The organism is Streptomyces cyaneus (genome assembly GCF_004028635.1).
GTDB classification, from domain to species: Bacteria; Actinomycetota; Actinomycetes; order Streptomycetales; family Streptomycetaceae; genus Streptomyces; species Streptomyces cyaneus.
This window is the reverse complement of record NZ_RQJW01000007.1, coordinates 277,052-294,809: the sequence shown is the minus strand read 5'-3', so window position 1 is coordinate 294,809 and position 17,758 is coordinate 277,052. Positions and strand designations below refer to the sequence as shown.

At 71.4% G+C, this 17,758-nt stretch carries 18 protein-coding genes; 10 read left to right on the top strand and 8 right to left on the bottom strand.

What is annotated here, in order from left to right; translation table 11 throughout:
- Positions 1-16 precede the first annotated feature (16 nt).
- Positions 17-1,561 carry a substrate-binding domain-containing protein gene (locus EHO50_RS26740; RefSeq protein WP_128433750.1) on the top strand — a complete coding sequence of 515 codons (1,545 nt, stop codon included), beginning with the start codon at positions 17-19 and terminating at the stop codon, positions 1,559-1,561.
- Positions 1,562-1,576: 15 nt separating this feature from the next.
- On the opposite strand, the gene EHO50_RS26735 is transcribed toward EHO50_RS26740, so the two are convergent.
- Genes EHO50_RS26735 through EHO50_RS26705 form a run of 7 tightly spaced genes read right to left on the bottom strand, consistent with a single transcriptional unit; the run spans position 1,577 to position 7,469 of the window.
- Positions 1,577-2,950 carry an MFS transporter gene (locus tag EHO50_RS26735; protein ID WP_281288253.1) on the bottom strand — a complete coding sequence of 458 codons (1,374 nt, stop codon included), beginning with the start codon at positions 2,948-2,950 and terminating at the stop codon, positions 1,577-1,579.
- Complete coding sequence (locus EHO50_RS26730; protein WP_128433749.1) at positions 2,833-3,396, bottom strand: hypothetical protein; 564 nt, start codon at positions 3,394-3,396, stop codon at positions 2,833-2,835. Before EHO50_RS26730 ends, EHO50_RS26735 begins: the two co-directional genes overlap by 118 nt.
- 5 nt (positions 3,397-3,401) lie before the next feature.
- Positions 3,402-4,004 carry a TIGR02466 family protein gene (locus tag EHO50_RS26725; RefSeq protein ID WP_220096465.1) on the bottom strand — a complete coding sequence of 201 codons (603 nt, stop codon included), beginning with the start codon at positions 4,002-4,004 and terminating at the stop codon, positions 3,402-3,404.
- Positions 4,001-4,768, bottom strand: coding sequence for an aKG-HExxH-type peptide beta-hydroxylase (locus tag EHO50_RS26720; protein ID WP_128433748.1), 768 nt, complete (start codon positions 4,766-4,768; stop codon positions 4,001-4,003). The genes EHO50_RS26725 and EHO50_RS26720 overlap by 4 nt, the downstream gene beginning before the upstream one ends.
- Positions 4,684-5,448 carry a TfuA-like protein gene (locus EHO50_RS26715; RefSeq protein ID WP_128433747.1) on the bottom strand — a complete coding sequence of 255 codons (765 nt, stop codon included), beginning with the start codon at positions 5,446-5,448 and terminating at the stop codon, positions 4,684-4,686. Before EHO50_RS26715 ends, EHO50_RS26720 begins: the two co-directional genes overlap by 85 nt.
- Positions 5,445-6,659 carry a YcaO-like family protein gene (locus EHO50_RS26710; protein WP_128433746.1) on the bottom strand — a complete coding sequence of 405 codons (1,215 nt, stop codon included), beginning with the start codon at positions 6,657-6,659 and terminating at the stop codon, positions 5,445-5,447. The genes EHO50_RS26715 and EHO50_RS26710 overlap by 4 nt, the downstream gene beginning before the upstream one ends.
- 6 nt (positions 6,660-6,665) lie before the next feature.
- Positions 6,666-7,469, bottom strand: coding sequence for an O-methyltransferase (locus tag EHO50_RS26705; RefSeq protein ID WP_128433745.1), 804 nt, complete (start codon positions 7,467-7,469; stop codon positions 6,666-6,668).
- A 346-nt stretch (positions 7,470-7,815) separates the two neighbouring features.
- On the opposite strand from EHO50_RS26705, the gene EHO50_RS26700 reads away from it, so the two are divergent.
- From EHO50_RS26700 to EHO50_RS26690, 3 genes are all read left to right on the top strand, one after another.
- Positions 7,816-8,133, top strand: a complete 318-nt coding sequence (locus EHO50_RS26700) for a hypothetical protein (RefSeq protein WP_128433744.1) — start codon at positions 7,816-7,818, stop codon at positions 8,131-8,133.
- A 202-nt stretch (positions 8,134-8,335) separates the two neighbouring features.
- Positions 8,336-10,195 carry a M3 family metallopeptidase gene (locus EHO50_RS26695; RefSeq protein WP_128433743.1) on the top strand — a complete coding sequence of 620 codons (1,860 nt, stop codon included), beginning with the start codon at positions 8,336-8,338 and terminating at the stop codon, positions 10,193-10,195.
- Complete coding sequence (locus EHO50_RS26690) at positions 10,179-11,435, top strand: MFS transporter (RefSeq protein WP_220096464.1); 1,257 nt, start codon at positions 10,179-10,181, stop codon at positions 11,433-11,435. The genes EHO50_RS26695 and EHO50_RS26690 overlap by 17 nt, the downstream gene beginning before the upstream one ends.
- A 399-nt stretch (positions 11,436-11,834) precedes the next feature.
- Here the strand turns inward: EHO50_RS26690 and EHO50_RS26685 are convergent, their stop codons facing one another.
- Positions 11,835-12,596, bottom strand: a complete 762-nt coding sequence (locus EHO50_RS26685) for an SLATT domain-containing protein (RefSeq protein ID WP_128433741.1) — start codon at positions 12,594-12,596, stop codon at positions 11,835-11,837.
- A 339-nt stretch (positions 12,597-12,935) separates the two neighbouring features.
- On the opposite strand from EHO50_RS26685, the gene EHO50_RS26680 reads away from it, so the two are divergent.
- The 6 genes from EHO50_RS26680 (at position 12,936) to EHO50_RS26655 (ending at position 17,730) form a co-directional block, all read left to right on the top strand.
- Entirely contained in the window at positions 12,936-13,280 is a 345-nt protein-coding gene (locus EHO50_RS26680) for a YbaB/EbfC family nucleoid-associated protein (protein WP_128434035.1), read from the top strand.
- A 102-nt stretch (positions 13,281-13,382) separates the two neighbouring features.
- Positions 13,383-13,982: a recombination mediator RecR gene (gene recR / locus EHO50_RS26675; RefSeq protein ID WP_128433740.1), complete on the top strand. Its 600-nt coding sequence runs from the start codon at positions 13,383-13,385 to the stop codon at positions 13,980-13,982.
- Entirely contained in the window at positions 13,975-14,637 is a 663-nt protein-coding gene (locus EHO50_RS26670) for a DUF5063 domain-containing protein (protein WP_128433739.1), read from the top strand. The genes recR and EHO50_RS26670 overlap by 8 nt, the downstream gene beginning before the upstream one ends.
- Positions 14,638-14,781: 144 nt before the next feature.
- A complete protein-coding gene (locus tag EHO50_RS26665; protein ID WP_128433738.1) occupies positions 14,782-15,198 on the top strand; it encodes an SsgA family sporulation/cell division regulator in 417 nt (138 codons plus the stop codon).
- A 64-nt stretch (positions 15,199-15,262) separates the two neighbouring features.
- Entirely contained in the window at positions 15,263-15,667 is a 405-nt protein-coding gene (locus tag EHO50_RS26660) for a hypothetical protein (RefSeq protein ID WP_128433737.1), read from the top strand.
- Complete coding sequence (locus tag EHO50_RS26655) at positions 15,664-17,730, top strand: NB-ARC domain-containing protein (RefSeq protein WP_128433736.1); 2,067 nt, start codon at positions 15,664-15,666, stop codon at positions 17,728-17,730. Before EHO50_RS26660 ends, EHO50_RS26655 begins: the two co-directional genes overlap by 4 nt.
- Positions 17,731-17,758: the final 28 nt, after the last annotated feature.

Below are 17,758 nucleotides of genomic sequence, written 5' to 3'. Positions count from 1 at the left end.
GCCTACGGTGACCACGGTGGAGTGGCTGAACGCAGAGAATCTCGTGGCTGTCGGCACCGCGGTCCTCGGTGTCGTCGCGTCCGGTGTCATGGTCTGGTACGAGCGCCGGGTGCCGCGCCGCAAGCGCATCGGCTACCGCGTGCAGATGGACAACCCCATCGGCGACGACGTGCGGCTGGGCCGGGCCAACGTCCGCCTCGGCCTCTTCGACGAGGTCCCCGTCATGTCCGATGCCACCCTCGTCCTGCTGCGCATCGAGAACGACGGCTCCCAGAGCATCGCCGACAACGACTACACCGGCCGTGAACTGCACGGCCTGACCGCGGTGTTCACCGACCGCACCGTCCGCGGGGTCTCGGTCACCCAGCCGCCCGAGACCGACCACCTGATGGAGCACTTCACGCCCGCGGCCGGCTTCGGCTACGAGGACAACACGCTGCGCATCCCGCGCGTCCCGCTCAACCGGGGCGACCACTTCAAGCTGCTGGTGCTGCTGTCGGGCGGCGACGTGGGCGGCCCGATACGGCTGCGCGGCGGCATCCGGGACGGCGAGGTGCACCCCAACCGCAGCGCCACGCCCGACGACAAGCCGCCGCTGTTCAGTCGCGCCGCCCGGATGATCACCATCATGCTCACCGCCAGCGTGGTGACGCTGGCGGCGATCGTCGTGGCCCAGGACGAGCACCGCCCGCCGATCGGCTGCGCGAGCGGCACACTGACGCTCACCGGCTCGACGGCCTTCGCGCCGGTGCTGCGGGAGGTGGCGAAGAAGTACGAGGAGGAGTGCGCGGACGGCGGCGACGGGGCCGTCATCGAGGTCGACGCGCACGGATCGACGTCGGGTGTACGGGAGTTGGCGGCGGTCGGCGCGAAGTCGGCGAAGGGCTCGCCGCCGGTGGTGGCCCTGTCGGACGGCCCCAAGCCGAGCGGGCTGCCCCAGCTGCGGGAGAACCGGGTGGCGGTGTCGGTCTTCGCGCTCGTGGTCAACGACGAGGTGAGCCTGACGAACCTGGCCTCGGGCGACGTACGACGGCTGTACCGGGGCGAGATCACGAACTGGCGCGAGCTGGGCGGGCCGAACCTGCCGGTGCACCTGGTCAGCCGGGACGCCAACTCGGGGACGAGACAGGTGTTTCAGCGCCGGGTGCTGGGGCGCGGCGAGATCGCGAACTCGTCCGTCGACTGCGTGCACAAGGACGACGCGACCGCGCCGGTCATACGCTGCGAACTCGACTCGACGGAACAGGTGCTGTCGACGGTCGCCGACCTCCCCGGCGCGATCGGCTACAGCGAGCTCAACGCGGCCACGGGCGCCAAGGGGCTGCACCTGCTGAAGCTCGACGGCAACACGCCGTCGGTCGACGCCATCGAGCACGGCGACAGCGCCTATCCGTACCGCGAGATCGAGTACGCCTACACCTACGGCCAGCCGCCCGCCGACTCCCTGGCGTCGAGCTTCCTGACGTACCTGTCCCGGGGCAACGGCCAGGACGTGATCCGTACGCACGGCCATCTGCCGTGCTGGACACCGGAAGGGCTGAAGCTCTGCGGGGAGCGTTGAGCACGGCCTCGGCTCTCACCGCGTCGGGTCGGCCATCACCCCCTCACTCCGTCGGGGCGCGGGTGTGGCGGTCGTGCGCAGGGACCGTACGGACGGGGACAGCAGGGCCGCCGCGGAGGCCAGGAGCACCAGGGACGCGCAGCCGGCCAGGGCGTGGCTGATGCCGACCGCGGCGGCGATCGGGCCGGCGACCAGCAGTCCGAGGGGCGCGAAGGCCAGTGAGCCGAAGAGGTCGCAGGAGCTGACCCGGGACAGGACCGCCTCGGGGATCTCCCGCTGGACCGTGGTCACCCACAGCACCGCGAACACGTCCGCCGCGACACCGGCGCCGAACATGGCCACGGCCACCAGCCGGACCGGCGCCCCGACGCCGAGCAGGCCCATGGGCAGGGCGGCGGGGAAGGTGGCCAGCACGGCCACCAGCACCGGCCGGCCGACCCGCACCCGAGTGGCGAGCCCGGCCCCGGCGATGGTGCCCAGCGCCTGCGCGGCCACGACGACCGACCACGACCGTGCCCCGCCCAGCCGCTCCTCCGCCATGAGGGGGCCGAGGACGCCGACGTAGGCGTTGAGCGACGCGACCACGACCGTGTACTGGGCGACGACGACCCACAGCCACTGCCGGGCGGTGAACTCCCGCCAGCCCTCCCGCAGATCGGCCCACCCCGACGACGTCCTGGACGGGCGCGCCCTGATCCGCAGTCGCGTGGTCAGCAGCGCGCTGACCACGAAGGAAGCGGCGTTGAGCGCGAGGGCCCAGCCGGCGCCGACGAGTGCCACCGTCACCCCCGACAGGGCCAGGCCCAGCAGCAGCGCGCTGTTGGTGCCCATCCGCAGCCACCCGTTGGCTTGCTGCAGCCGGTCGGCGGGCACCACCAACGGCACGATGCCGTCCATCGCCGGGGCGAACAGTGCGGTGGCCGTGCCGGCGACGACGGCCAGCGCACACAGCGCCACCAGCGGCGCGTGGCCGCTCAGTACCAGCGCGGCCAGTCCGGCGTACGCCCCCGCGCCCACGACGTCCGCCACCACCATCACGCGCGAGCGCGACATCCGGTCCGCGATGACCCCGCCGACCAGGATGAACGCCAGCTGCGGCAGCGCCTGGCAGGCCAGCACCAGCGACAGCCGGCCCGGGCCCGCCCCGGGCAGCGCGAGCACCGCGAAGCCGAGCGCGACGCGCGCGAAGCCGTTGCCCAGCATCGAGACGAAGCGCGCGGCGACGAGCACCACGAACCGGCTCTCGCGCCACAGCGGCGGCGCGGCGGCCGTCAGCCGGACAGCGCGTCCTGCAGCGGTGGGTGGGCGTGCCGGGTACCGGCGGCCCAGGTCGACCGGAACAGGCAGACCTCGACGGTGTGGCCCTCCTGGACGGGCGCCACCGACCACGCCACCCAGCTGGGGCAGATCAGCACGTTTCCGGGCTTGGGCTCCAAGTGGTGGTGGCGGCCCCAGGGGAGCCCCGGCAGGAAGACATTGGCGGCGCCGGCCCGCGGGTCGTGGAGGCTGATCCGCCCGGACTCGGGGTGCCGTGCCGTACCGGTCGCCGAGACGACGACGATGGCCTGGAGCGTTCCCTGCCCGTAGCGCAGCCCGCAGTGGTAGCCGGCCTCCCACCGCTCGGTGCGCGCGCTCCACGGGCCGTCGGGTTCCCGGGCGCCGGCGCCGACCAGGGCCTGCGCGACCTCGGTGAGGGCCTCGCCGAACGCCGCCACGCGATGCGCCCGGACCTCGGGGTCGGCGCTGGTCAGATCGGTCAGGGCGGCCTGGTCCTCGGGGGCCAGGGCGCCGGTCCAGACGGGGGTCTCCCACAGGGAGGTGACGGGGAAGGTCATGGTCCTCACCGTTCGAAGCCGATGTTGAAGGCGATGCAGATCCGCTCGCTGCCGCCCAGGTACGGGGTCACCCAGTGCTGCAGCCAACTGGGGAAGGCGATGAGCGTGCCGGTCCGCGGGGTGAAGGGCAGCAGCGGCGACCGGTGGGGCTCGGCGGCGCCGGCCGCGGGGCGCGGGTCGACGAGCTCGATGTTTCCGGTGCCCTGCGCCATGTCCTCGGTGTGCACGTAGTACACGCCCGACCAGGCCGAGTCATGATGCGAGTGGATCTTGTGGTGGCCCCGGTCGTGGTAGATGACCGCCCATGCCTCGGCGATCATCTGCGCGGGCTCTCCGGCGGCCGTCACACCGGCGCCGACGTGGTGGTTCATGGACTCGCCCACGTCGAGGACCCAGCCGCGCAGCGGGTCGACCAGGGGGTGGTCCCAGCGCAGCACGTCCGACGTCGTCTTGGTCGCGTCGACGATGCCGACGGTGGTGCCCGCCTTGGAGTGCTCCCGTTCGAGGAGCAGTTCGCGCAGCGCGGCGTTGTATCCGTCGGGGCTGCGCACCTGGTGGACGAGGAACGGCGTGCCCCATCGGGTCGACATCTCTCCCTTGAGTTTCACGCGGCAACAGCCTCCTGAAGCAGTCGGTCGGCCAACGCCTGTCCGTCGTCGGTCAGGCAGACACGTGCCTCGTCCATGAGGGCCAGGCACCCGTCGAGGTAGGACGCCAGGTCGGCGAGACGCTGGGTGCGCTGTTCCTCGGGGACGTCCATCCGCTGCCACAGCCGGCGGACGTTGACGACGACATGGGCCGCGCCGAGGATCTCGTCCGGTTCGCGCTCGCTGGTGCCCGAGGGGAGCGTCAACGTGTGGTCACAGCCGCGGTGTTGCAGCGTCTTGATCTCCTCCACGAGGTAGAGCCAGTTGTGGGAGACCTCGTGCAGTACCTGCTCGGCGAGCTCGGCGGGGGAGGCGAAGGCGTCGTCCCCGAGGAGCACGTGCTGCGGCCAGGCGTAGCAGCTGGCCCCGATGGCGCGACCGCCGTCCCGAAGCTGCAGGAAACGTATCGGCAACCGCACCAGCGGCGCCCAGGCCGGTACCGCGGCCGCGATCGTGGCCAGGGCCCCGTCGACCGCGGTGAGCCGCTCGGGTGACAGCGGGCCGGCGGGCATGTCCAGGTGCATGTCCAGACGGCGGATGTCCAGGGCGGTGAGCGGGGTGAGGACCTCGCGCAGCTCGTCCGGGCCGGGGGTGGACTCGCCGCCCGAGCGCCGGCTCGCCCGGACGCAGGCGACCGCGGTCAGGAGACGGCCAGGTGTGAAGGGCTCGTCGAGGAAGGGGAATCCACCGAATTCCCGCTGGATGAAGGACGCGGCTGACGCCATGGTTCCTCCTGGAGGAAGGTTGCCAGGTCACGGCTCTTGATGCGGTACTGCGCGGGTGGCGGCAGCGCGGCCCGCAAGGTGTCGGCGGCGGCGGAACCGAGCATGCGGCGGGCGAGGGCGATCACCTCCGCGAGGGAACGGTCGCCGAACCAGCGGCGGGCCAGCTCGGCCAGCAACTCCGCCTGCCGCTCCGGGGACAACAGACCCTCGCCGGTCCAGTGCGCCAGCAGCGCACGCAGGTCGACCAGGGCCTCGGTGACGGGCCGGTAGCGCGGCGCGGGCCCGTGCAGTACGGCCACCTCGTCGTCCGGTGCCATGGTGTCGCTCAGGTGCCGGAAGACCTGCCCGTAGCCGATCACGCCGAGGGTGTGGAGTTCCGCGGCGCGGATGGCCCCCATCGAGCCGAGCCCCCAGACCCGCCAGCCCGCGTCGACGGCCTCCAGCAGCTCTCCGTGGCCGACGGCCAGGACGTCTCCGAACCGGCCGTCGACCAGGGCGATGTCCTGGGGCGCGGCGGGGTGTCCGCGCAGCAGCGCGCGGACCGACCCGCGCTCCGCGGGCGGGTGCACCGTGACGTGCGCGGCGTGGGACAGCCGGTCGTGCAGGCCGTATCCGGTGGGCCCGACCATGACGTGCAGGCGGGCGGGGCAGCTCGGGTTCGGGCCCGGGCCGGCGTTCACGCGGCCCCCGCCAGGGTGCGTTCGACTCGCCGCAGCTGCCCCAGCCGGGTTCCCACCCGCTGCGTGGCGTTGGTGAAGTGCTCCGCGGTCGGGACCGTCACGCGCACGATGCGGAACGGCAGGGCGAGTTCGGCGTACCGGTACACGGCGACGGAGGAGAACCCGGCGGCGCGGCAGCACCGGACCAGATGCTCCAGCAGGATCTCGGGCGGCGCCGGATCCAGTCCGGGGATGTCGCCGAAGCGTACGGTGCGCCGGTCGTCGGCGTAGCGGCCGACCAGTTCGTCGCGGTAGCTGTCCATGGCCTGCGCCGGGGCGTCGCGGAACAGGCCGAAGGTGTCCTCCAGGTCCTCCCGGGCGCCCTGGATGTAGGTGAGCCGGCTCTGGGCGGCCTCGGTGATCGCCCGGCTGGCGGCGATGGCCGGGACGGGGTGGGCGCCGTAACCGCCGTTGCAGAACAGCGGGGTGGGGAAGTCCGGGTCCTCGATGAGGCAGGCGAAGTAGGAGACGCCGAGGGCCGACGGGACCCAGCGCAGCCAGGTCCGCAGGCCCGCGGCCCGGATCCGCTCGGTCAGCTCGCCGAGACCGGGCGGGAGGCTCTCGGGCAGGACGAGGAAGGAGGCGTCGTCGACGATCTGGAAGGAGGAGATGTCCCGCTCCAGTACCTCGCACAGGCCGTGCACGGTGGCCTCCGTGCAGGTGTTCCCGGAGGCGAGCCCCGTGGTGGTGGAGCCGAAATAGCCGGTCGTCAGCTCCGCCGGGCAGGGGATGAACACCAGCTCCGCGGGGACCGGGACGGGGCAGTCGCGCACGATGTCGTGGGCGACGACCCACGGCAGCGGCCGGTCGGGATCGAGCCGGGCGCTGATGTGCGGGCAGTAACTGCCCAGCGTGGGGCCCCCGTCACGGACCACCTGCCGCGCGCTCATCCACTCGACGTCGGCCGTCTCGGCCGCCCGCTCGGCCACCCCCTGCTCGATGCTCTCCATGAGCGCACCGATGTGGGCCTCGGCGGGGCGGCGCCCCTTTCCCGCGGACACCCGCAGGATGCCGGCCCGCGGTCGGGTGGCGGAGCTGACGGGGATGCCGATCCGGTCCATCCGGGTGACGTCCGTGACCCGGGTGACACCCAGACGCCGCGCGACCGCCCAGGCGGTGGCGGCGACCTCTTCCGCGGACCGGGTCCGGATGCTGCCGCTCAGCACATGCATCGCCGCTCACCTCCCCGCGCCGGACACCGTGGCCCGGGGCCGCGCCGCGCCGGTCCCCGCCGTGCTCCAGGCCGGCAGCTGGATGTGCGGCTTCAGGGCGACCCGCCGGAACATGCCGCTCTCCCGTGGCGGCCCCGCATCCAGGCCCCGTACTAGATAGGCCGTGCCGGAGCGCCGGCCGGTCTGCAGGCAGGGAAAGGGGTAGTCGGCCTCGGGGTCGCCGACGAACAACTCGTCGTGCTCCGGCAGCACCTGCGCGACGAGCCCGGCGTCCAGGCGAATACCGTCGTATTCGTCGAACGAGAATCGGGGATGGCCGATGTCGAAATCGTCGATCGCCACGATTCCGGTCCCGATCAAAGTCATTTCCTCACGAATGGGCCAGTGCTCGTACCAGTGCGCGTCGAGATAGACGAGCGGCCGGCTGAGCCCTTTCAGCAGCTGCGGCATCAGTTCGTCGGAACTCCCCGTGAGAACGCGTACGCCGGTGTGTCCGGCCAGGCGTCGACGGGTGAACGACGCGTACTCCTCCGACACATCGCAGGTGCGTATCGGGACGTCGGGATACTGCCGTGCCAGGTAAGTGGTGGTGTCGCCCAGGAAGCATCCCGTCTCCACGATTCCGTCGCATCCGTAGGACGTCATCAGGAAATCGATTTGCAGGGCGGTAGTGATGTCGAACCCGAAAGGGCCGCCTCCGTCACTGAGCCGGAAGCTTCCGGCCCGCTCGACCGTGTAGAAGTTGGCCAGAAGCTCTCGGGCGGCGCTCTGTGCTGTCGGCGGGCTGGACTTCCGGTCGTCTCGGGACATGGGGCTCCGGCTTTCGGGGCGGTTTGTCAGCGGGTCGGACGGCGCACTCCGGGAACGCTACCCAGGGCTCTCGGCCGCCAGAAGTGTGCCTTGGCAAATGGCCCGAACTGAATGTTGCGGCGGCATGAAGCCGGTAAAAACCCGGGAGCTACAACGGGCTCATTGCCACTAAAAACGGGCAGAACGGAACCGGCTCCAAGGCCGCTAAGCAGACAACTTCCCGAGGCGTAATTTTCAACCACCATCGATGTGGGCGATGGTGGTTGGCGGCCGTGTTCTACGGCCGGGGCCGACTACCTGGAAGCCCTGAGATCATTTCCATCAGCTCGTATACGGAGGACACACAATGTCCGAATCGCAACCGAAGCTGACCCGATTCACCACCTCCGAGGAACGGGAGAACATCGTAGGGATCGACCTCGACCCCGTCGACGTCGACCACTACATGGACATCGTCAAGAAGGGCCTGGTCGAGGCGGCGGCCGCCGCCGACGCCGCCGTCCAGGACAACTTCGGCCTGCGCGCCGAGGTCAGCATCCGGCTCAGCAGGCCGGTGGCAGACGGCGACGACATCAAGGAGGTCGTCGGCCGCCACACCGCCACCGGGCGTCTGAAGGCGCGCAAGGTCTACATAGACCCGGAGCAGGCGCCCAAGGTCGACTGAGCACATCCATCAGGTGCGGGGCCTGCTCGGCGCGGGTCCCGCATCACCCGTGTGCCCGCACCCACGGCCGATCACCCGCGACGGCCCGCCGGCCATGGCAGCCTCATGACGCACGAAGCCTCATGACGCACGACAGCCTCATGACTCATGACAGCCCTACCACCCACGACAGCCCCACCAACGGCCCGACGGAAATGGACAGATGACCCACGCGACGCCTCCCCGCTGGAACCTCGACACCGTCTTCCCCTCCGCCGGCGCCGCGTCACCCGATGAAGCGCTGCACAGCCTGCGTGCCCAACTGGACTTACTGGAAAGCCACTTCACCACCCTGCAGATCGTCCCGGGACCGCCCCTCGAGGCGACCCCGAAGCAGGTCGCCGTATTCGACGAGGCGCTCACCCTGGTCAGCCGGGCGGCCGAGGACCACCGCATCCTCTCCCTCTACTGGGCCGGACGCTGCTGGGCCGACGCCGCCGACGCGGAGGCGGCGACACAGGCGGCCGCCGTTCGCCAGGCCTGCTCCACGCTGCCCGCCCTGCAGTCACGTCTGCAGCAGTGGGTGACCCGCCTGGACCGCGAGCAACTCCTCGAAGCCAGCCCGATCGCCGCCGCGCACCGCTACTGGCTCGACCGTGCCGACGCCGTGGCGCGGCACCAACTCCCGCCGGAACAGGAGCGGTTGCTCTCCCAGCTGCGCCCCAGCGGCATGCAGGCGTGGCAGAACCTCCAGCGCGACCTGACCAGCAACCTCACCGGGCAGCTGAACGGCGAGACGGTACCGATCGCCACCCTGCGCGGCGAACTCGGCCACCCGGACGCGCAGCGCCGGCACACGGCGTACGAAGCCGTCCAACGGGCGTGGCGGTCGATCGAGTCCCCGGCCGCGGCCTGTCTGAACGCCGTCCGGGGCGAGACCCTGACCCTCGCGGCCCACCGCGGCTGGGCCGACCCACTGGACCTCTCCCTCCACGCCAACGGCATCGACGCGCGCATCCTGGACGTACTGCACGAGGCGGTCCGGTCGGCACTTCCGGCCCTGCACCGCTTCCCGCGAGCCAAGGCCGCGCTGTTCGGGGTCAAGGACCTGCCCTACCCGGACATCGCCGCGCCCCTCCCCGAGGAGCCGCAGGTCGGCTGGGACGCGGCAGTGGAGATGACGCTGCGCGCGGCCGGCGCGTTCAGCGACGACTTCGCCGCGCTCGTCCGCCGGGCCGCCGACCGCGCCTGGATCGACGCCGAGCCGCGCCCCGGGAAGCGGCAGACCGCGCTGAGCATGCCCATGCGCGACGGCGAGAGCCGGCTGCTCGTCAACTTCGACGGCAGCATGGACAGCGTCCTGAGCCTGGCGCACGAACTCGGCCACGCCTACCACTACCACCTGCTGCGCGACACGGAGGAACTCCAGCGCATCCCGCCCCTGGCGCTCGCCGAGACCGCCAGCCTCGTCTCCGAGACGCTGCTGCTGGAGCACGGCGTCACCGACCCGACCCCCGCGCAGCACCTGGCACTCATGAACGCCGACCTCATCGGGCACTTCCAGGTCGTCGTCGACACCTACAGCCGCTTCCTCTTCGAACGCGAGTACCTCCGGCGCCGCGAGGACGGTCCCCTTTCGGCCACAGTCATCTCCGGCCTCCTCCACGAGGCCCAGTGCGAGGCGTACGGCGACAGCGTGGACACCGCCACGCTCGACCGGTACGCCTGGATCGCCAAGCCGCACTATTACGGCGAAACGCCCTTCACCAACTGGCCTTATTACTTCGGGCTGTTCCTCGGTCTCGGCATCCGGGAGGCCACCGACGGTAGTCTCCAGCCGGACGCCCTGCGGTACCTCCTCGCCAACTCCGGACGCCAGGCTCCCGAGGTACTCGCCCAGCGGTGCGGCATCGACCTCCACTCCGGGGAGTTCTGGATGGCGTCGGCCGCCGGCCTGGCGCGTCGGGTGGAGACGTTCTGCCGGGCCGCCGACGCCTATGCGCGTGACGCGGGGCGGACGTCCGCCCCGTCGGATCGCCCGGCCGCAGCCCGAGGAGAGAACGCCGTTGTCCCGCAGTCATGAGGATTCAGGCAGCACGACCGGCCTCAAGGCCCCCCGCCCGACGCCACTGACCGCCGAACCGGCCTTCCTCTACTTCCTCGTCGCGCGCACCGTGTCCGTCTTCGGCAACGGCCTGTCGCGCGTCGCCCTCGCCTTCGGTGTGCTCAGCCTGCCCGGCAGCACACCGGGACAGCTGTCCCTCGTGCTCGCCTGCCAGGCCGTTCCACAGGTGTGCTTCATCCTGGTCGGCGGGGTCGTGGCGGATCGCGTCCGCCGCTCACGGCTGATCCTCGCGGCCGAGTACACGGCGGGGGTCGCCTTCACGCTGCTCGCGTTCCTGATCACCACCGAAAACAGCTCTCTCACCCTGCTCTGCCTCCTGGCCGCGGTGGCCGGAACCGCCTCGGCGCTGCTGTACCCGGCCATGGACGGGCTCGTCCCGCAACTCGTGCCGGAGAACGCCCTGCAGCGGGCCAACGCGGTGCTGCGCACCGGGAACAACACCGCGAACCTGGTGGGACTCGCGGCCGCGGGCGCCGTCGTCGGACTGTTCGGCGCCGGCTGGGCGCTCGCCCTGAACGCCCTGACCTTCTTCGTCAGCGGCCTGCTCATGCACAAGGTCCCCGTCCCGCCGCGCCCACGGCGGGCGACCTCCGGCTGGCAGGATCTGCGGGAAGGGCAGCGCGAGTTCTTCTCCCGCCAGTGGCTGTGGGTCCTCACCGCTCAGTACGCGCTGGTGATGGCTGCCGTCAACGCCACGGTGGGTGTGCTGGGCCCGCTGAGTTTCCAGTCCTCCGGCGGCGCGCAGACCTGGTCCGCGGTCGTCGCGGCCCAGGCGGTGGGCAGCATCGCCGGCGCGGCCATGGGCGCCAGGGTCCGCCCCCGCCGCCCGCTCCTCATCGCCTCGCTCGCCGCACTTCCCGCGGCCCTGCCCATGGCACTCCTCGCCGCCGACGCGCCGTCCTGGCTCACCATCGCCGCGATGTTCCTCACCGGCATGAGCATCAGCGTCTACGGCGTCCTGTGGAGCACCGCCCTCCAGCAGAAGATCCCCGAGGAGTCCCTCTCCCGAGTCAGCTCCTACGACTGGTTCGGCTCTCTGTCCCTGGCCTCCCTGGGCCTCCTGGCCGCCGGCCCGGCCGCCGAGGCCACCAGCCTGCCCATCGCCCTCACGACCTGCGCCCTGTCGGTACTCCTGGCCACGGCAGCAGGCCTCACATCCCCCCAAGTCCGAACCCTCCCCCCAGGCCGAACCAACTAACACCACCCACTCCCCAGCTCCGCCCCAGCCAATTCCAGCCGGTCCGGGCCTGCGCTCCTGAACGCCGACCCGTACATTTCAGCCCGCCCCGGCCTGCGCTTCTGGACGCCGGCCCAGGCATTCCAGCCCGCCCGGCCTTGGCGGACGAGCACGGCCATCCCGATCCCCCACCCACCCGCTGGGGGCTTCACCTCTCGACGCCGACCCGGCATTTCATCCCGCCCGGGGCTGCGCGTCTGGACGCCGGCCCAGGTATTTCAGCCCGTCCGGCGTTTGAGGACGAGGCCCGCTCAGGGCCGAAGCGGGGGTCTGGGGGCCGCAGGCCCCCAGGAGCGGGGTCGAAGGGGCGGCAGCCCCTTCAAGGACGGGAAGGGTAGGGGCGGCGGGGGCGAAAACCCTTCAGCGAGGCTCAGGCGGCCGCTGCCGAGGCATGTTCGGCCGCGCCCCATTCCCCGGCGGCACAGCAAGCCGCCCCTGCCCCGCCCCCACATCCTGCCGCCCCCCACCGGCCACAGCAGACTGAATCCCCATCGGCGCCGACCCCGTCCGGAACTCCACCATCCAGTCCGCCGTCTCCGCCCGCACCAGCTCCGTCACGTCCTCCGAGAACCTCCGCAGCACCCCCAGACACCGCTCCGCCGCCTCACTGGCCGTCCCCTCGGCCGGCCCCAGAACCTCCCGCACACTCTCCGTCGCCCAGTCGAACTGCAACACCTGAAGCCGCCGCTGCACCGCCTGAGCCGTGGCGACGTCCCTTATCCACCCGGACGTCACCCCGAAGAACCGATCGACCGCCACACACGCCACCGCCAGCAGCAACGCCAGATACCCCCACGGCGCCACCCCGCCCGCGACCCCCGTCAGATCCAGCAGCGGCAACGCGGCCCCCACCACCGCCCCCACCACGGCCCCACCCCGCAACGCCCGAGCCCCCCGCCGCTTCCACACCCGATCCGCGAGATACCACGCGGCCGTGTCCAGCGCCCCCCGCTCCACCCACCGGTACAACTCGTGCAACCGCACCGCCGGCTCCCCCCAGTCCCCGAGCGGAAACGCCCGCCCCCTCAGATCGCCCGGCCGGATCCCGGCCGCCCCTTCGCCGCCCCCGCCGCCCCGCCCGTACTGAGGCGACCTCTCGGGCTGCATCTCCGGCTGACCCACCCGGCACTCCCTACTGATCACGGTGCGTGACACCACGTACGACCCGGGTACGCCCCCCACGCCGCACGGAACGCCACGCAGCACCTGAGGCTGACGCGCCGAACCCTTCCTAGCGTCCAATGGATGGCGAAGAGATGCCTTTCGCCTCTTTTCCGCCCGGAAGAGGGTCTTGATCAGGTATCGGACTCCAGTTCCTCTCACTCGAATCACTCGAAAGAGTGCTGGGGCGACGGCTGCGCCGACCACGTAGGCTCGTGCTGAACGGGAAAGCCGAGCGGAAACCCCGTGCAGAAGGCGGAAACCCCGTACAGAGACGCGTACACACGCAAGGAGCTGATCGTGATCCCCGGTGGTGGCCAGCCCAACATGCAGCAGCTGCTCCAGCAGGCCCAGAAGATGCAGCAGGACCTGGCGAGGGCGCAGGAGGAACTGGCTCAGACGGAGGTCGAGGGCCAGGCCGGCGGCGGCCTGGTGAAGGCCACCGTGACGGGCGCCGGCGAGCTCCGCGCGCTGAAGATCGACCCGAAGGCGGTGGACCCGGAAGACACCGAGACCCTCGCCGACCTGGTCATCGCGGCCGTACAGGCGGCCAATGAGAACGCCCAGAATCTCCAGCAGCAGAAGCTCGGCCCGCTCGCCCAGGGCCTGGGCGGCGGCAGCGGCATCCCGGGCCTGCCGTTCTGACGTTGCAGACGTTTCAGGTGTTCCCCGGCGTGCCTTTCTAAGACGGGCCGCCGCCAACTACCGTACGTACCGTAAGGAACCCCCAGGAAGGACGGCAGTCCGTTGTACGAAGGCGTGGTCCAGGACCTCATCGACGAGTTGGGGCGGTTGCCCGGCGTCGGTCCCAAGAGCGCGCAGCGGATCGCCTTCCACATCCTGCAGGCGGAACCGACGGACGTACGGCGCCTCGCCCAGGCCCTGCTGGAGGTCAAGGCGAAGGTCCGCTTCTGCGCGACGTGCGGGAATGTCGCGCAGGAGGAGCTGTGCAACATCTGCCGGGACACGCGCCGTGACCCGGCAGTGATCTGCGTGGTCGAGGAGCCGAAGGACGTCGTGGCGATCGAGCGGACCCGAGAGTTCCGCGGCCGCTACCACGTCCTCGGCGGCGCGATCAGCCCGATCGAGGGTGTCGGACCGGACGACCTGCGTATACGAGAACTTCTCGCGAGGTTGGCCGACGGGACGGTCACGGAACTGATCCTGGCCACCGATCCGAATCTCGAGGGCGAGGCCACGGCCACGTACCTCGCGCGCATGATCAAGCCCATGGGCCTGAAGGTCACCCGCCTGGCCAGCGGCCTCCCGGTGGGTGGCGACCTGGAATACGCGGACGAGGTCACCCTCGGCCGCGCCTTCGAGGGGAGACGACTCCTAGATGTCTGACGCCACGCTGCACGCGACCGAGCCGAACCCGGACGACTTCGCGGTCCAGATCTCGGACCAGATCGAGAGCTTCCTGGTCGCCGTCACCGAGGTCGCGAAGGGCGACGAGCCGGGCTCGACCGTGCCCTTCCTCCTCCTGGAGGTCTCCCAACTCCTCCTGGCCGGCGGCCGCCTGGGAGCCCACGAGGACATCGTCCCCGAGGAGCGCTACGAGCCCGACCTGGGCCCGGAGCCGGACGTCGACGAACTCCGCGAGAACCTCGCCCGCCTGCTCGACCCGGTCGACGTCTACTCGGAGGTCTTCGACCCCTACGAGCCCCGCAAGGCCCCGGTCCCGGCCCGTATCTCCGACGACCTGGCGGACGTCATCACCGACCTCCGCCACGGCATGGCCCACTACCGCGCCGGCCGCACCACGGAGGCCCTGTGGTGGTGGCAGTTCTCCTACTTCTCCAACTGGGGCACGACGGCGTCCGCCACTCTGCGCGCCCTGCACTCGGTCCTGGCCCACGTCCGCCTGAACCAGCCCCTGGAGGAGCTGGACGGCCTGGACACGGACCAGGGGATGATGGGCGACGAGACCCTCGAATTCGAGGCCGGCAAGGTGATGGAGCAGGAGATCGGGGAGCCGCTGGGGATCCGGCAGGCGAAGTAGTCGCTTCGTCCGGTGTGACGCGGGTTACAGGAAATGGCTTCTGAAGTGGCGTAATGCATCGGCCCCTCGGGCGGTCTCACAGGCGCACAGGTACAACGGCCACACCCGGCCGGTGCGCCCCACCCCCCGAATCGGAGCCCCACCATGCACGTCACCCTGGAGCAGCCCACCGGCGCCCATCTGATCACCGCCACCGACCAGGACATCGCGATACCCGCCACCCTCCGCTACACCTCCGCGGACCCGCTGGCGGTGCACATCGACTTCCCGCCTCATGTCACCCTCGACGGCGAGGTCACGACCTGGACGTTCGCCCGCGTGCTGCTGGGCGAGGGCCTGCGTGCGCCCGCCGGCCCCGGCAGTGTGCGTCTGCGGCCGTGCGGGTCGTCCCACACCTACGTGGAGTTCCACTCACCGGTGGGCACGGCCGTGCTCCGCTTCGCCACGTCGGACCTGTACCGGTTCCTGGCCCGCACGTACACCGTGATCGCGCCGGGCGAGGAGACGGTGGGGGCGGAGCTGGACCAGGGTCTGGTGGCGCTGTTCGGGGGGCGGGTGTAGCGGGTGGTTGTGGAAGTGGTGTCCGGCACCACCTTTCCCGGCCGAGCTCGGCCATGATGGTCGTATGGCGAGTCGGTCAAGTGCGTTGGTATGGACGGGGATCGGGCTCTGCGTCGCCGGGGCCGTGGGGCTGGTCGTGGGGGGCCTGCTGGACGTCGACGCCGCGGATCCGTGGGCGAGCGTGGCGGGGGGAGCGGCGGGGCTGATCGGGCTGGCGGTGACGTTGTACGCCCTCCTGGTGCCGGCGTCCACGGCTGCCGCCGTCACCGCGAGTGGCACGCGTTCGGTCGCCGCGGGCGGCAGCATCGGGTCCGTGGCGACGGGGGACGGGGCGTCCGCCGCGCCGTCAGCGACGCCGTCGCCCGTCTCAGCTCCGAGGCCGGTGACGAACGGTCCCGTCGCCGCCTCCGGGGAGCGGTCCGTCGCGGCCGGGGGTGGCATCGGTTCGGTGTCGACGGGGGACGCGTGAGCGGGTCCGCGGAGGCGTCCGGGGACCGTTCGATCGCCGCGGCCGGGTCCATCCGGCAGGCGCTCACCGGGGACGGCGCGATCGCGTACTACACGGAGAGGTCCCTGACGCTGCCGCCGGAGGCACTCGAACTGCCGCCGCAGGCGCCGCCGCACATGGTCAACCTGCCCGAGCGGACCGGCCTGTTCATCGGTCGGCAGCCCGAACTCGCGCGGCTGGACGAGGCGTTCGAGGACGCGGGCGGGGTGGTCGTGCAGGCGGTGCACGGCCTGGGCGGCATCGGGAAGTCGACGCTGGCGGCGAAGTGGGCGGCGGGGCGGACGGGGTCGTACAACCCGGTGTGGTGGATCACCGCCGAGACGCCGGACGACCTCGAGGCGGGCCTGGCCGACCTGGCGGTCGCCCTCCAGCCCGCCCTGCGGGACGTGCTGTCGCGCAAAGCGCGGAGCGAACGGGCGGTGCGGTGGCTCGCGGAGCACGAGGGCTGGCTGCTGGTCCTGGACAACGTCTCCAACCCGGCGGACGTACGGCCGTTGCTGGGGCGGACGACGGGCGGACGTTTCCTGATCACGACCCGGCGGGCCTCGGGCTGGCAGGGCATCGCCGAGCCGCTCTCGCTCGATGTACTGGAACTGCCGCAGGCGGTCGAGCTGTTCGAGCAGATCCACGGCGGGGCGGCCGAAGGCATCGAGGAGTTGTGCGTCGAGCTGGGATGCCTGCCGCTGGCGGTCGAACAGGCTGCGGCGTACTGCGTGGAGGCGCGCATCACCCCTCGCGCCTATCAGGACCTGCTCGGGCGCTACCCCGAGCGGGTCCTCGCGAGCACGGCCGAGGGCGGGGACGGTGAGCAGACGATCGCCCGGGTGTGGCGGGTGACCATGGACCGGCTGGCGGACACGCCGGCCGCGGCGCGCATCCTGCGGGTCATCGCCTGGTGGGCGCCGGACGGGATTCCGCGCGCGTACGTCGAGTCCCTGGGCGACGAGCCGGACATCACGGAGGCGCTGCGCCGGCTGGCCGCGCACAGCATGATCAGCCTGCGCGAGGACGGGACCATCTCGGTGCATCGTTTGGTGCAGGCGGTGTCGCGGGCGGGGGAGGGCCGTGCCGAGGGGCGCGAGGAAGCCATCCGGGTGTTGCTCGATCTCGCGCCGCAGTCCTTGGGCAGCCACGCCTGGGCCGCCCAGGCGGAGTCGCTCATCGAGCACCACGGAGGGGACGAGAAGCTGCCTCCGGACTTCACCATCCTGATCATCAGCGCTGCCATGACCCGTGGTGCGCCGTTCGACCCGGCCATTCGCTTGGCCGCATCCGCGGCGGCCAAGTCCGAAGGGAGCATACGGCAGCGGCGCGCCACCGATCTGATACGTGGCCAGTTCGTCGCTCTCTACGAGTGGGTTCACGGCGACCGCCGGCGTGCGGTGACACAATCGAGGATGAACGTGTCCATGTCCAGGCGCGTGTTCGGGCGCGACGCCCCACAGACGATCGACGAACGTACCGAACTGGCCATCAGGCAGGCGCAAATCGGGCTCCGCCACGCCGGAATGTCACTGGCCAAGAAGAACGCCCGCCGGGCCGAGCGTGTTCTTGGCCGCGATGCTCCGGAGACGCTCCGCGCCAAGGGAGCGATGACGGAGGCATGGCGACTGATGGCCCAGTCGGCTCCTCAGCAGTATGCAGGGCGAGCGGCCACCGAGATCGAGCAACTGCTGGCCGATGCGGTCCGCTCCGGCGGCGAGTCCAGCGGGCCGGCCCTGCAACACCTGTGGGCACTCGTCGATGTCCGGGAGGCGGCGGGAAACCTCGTGGGGGCTCTCCGGGCGGCCGAGGAGTGCGTGGAGAAGCACCCGGTACCGCCCGAAGGGGCCGACGTGCTCGGACTGCAGGCCCGTCACCGGGTCGTCCTGCTGCACTGGAAAGCGGGAGAACTCCAGCGGGCCCGGGAGCTGGCCGCTCCCCTTCTTGCCGAGCTGGAAGAGGCCTTCGCCGACGGTGACAAACTCGGCGGCCGGCTCCGCGACGCCCTCACCCCCATCCTCACCCCGGCCGACGACACCTGAGCCGGCATGAGGAGAAGGGGCCGAGCCC

Bases quoted from the DNA above. Each gene is read 5' to 3' on its own strand.
- EHO50_RS26695 (WP_128433743.1), top strand. From the start codon at position 8,336: ATGACCCACGCGACGCCTCCCCGCTGGAACCTCGACACCGTCTTCCCC.
- EHO50_RS26665 (WP_128433738.1), top strand. From the start codon at position 14,782: ATGCACGTCACCCTGGAGCAGCCCACCGGCGCCCATCTGATCACCGCC.
- EHO50_RS26710 (WP_128433746.1), bottom strand. From the start codon at position 6,659: ATGCATGTGCTGAGCGGCAGCATCCGGACCCGGTCCGCGGAAGAGGTC.
- EHO50_RS26660 (WP_128433737.1), top strand. From the start codon at position 15,263: ATGGCGAGTCGGTCAAGTGCGTTGGTATGGACGGGGATCGGGCTCTGC.
- EHO50_RS26670 (WP_128433739.1), top strand. From the start codon at position 13,975: ATGTCTGACGCCACGCTGCACGCGACCGAGCCGAACCCGGACGACTTC.
- EHO50_RS26720 (WP_128433748.1), bottom strand. From the start codon at position 4,768: ATGGCGTCAGCCGCGTCCTTCATCCAGCGGGAATTCGGTGGATTCCCC.
- EHO50_RS26730 (WP_128433749.1), bottom strand. From the start codon at position 3,396: ATGACCTTCCCCGTCACCTCCCTGTGGGAGACCCCCGTCTGGACCGGC.
- EHO50_RS26705 (WP_128433745.1), bottom strand. From the start codon at position 7,469: ATGTCCCGAGACGACCGGAAGTCCAGCCCGCCGACAGCACAGAGCGCC.
- EHO50_RS26700 (WP_128433744.1), top strand. From the start codon at position 7,816: ATGTCCGAATCGCAACCGAAGCTGACCCGATTCACCACCTCCGAGGAA.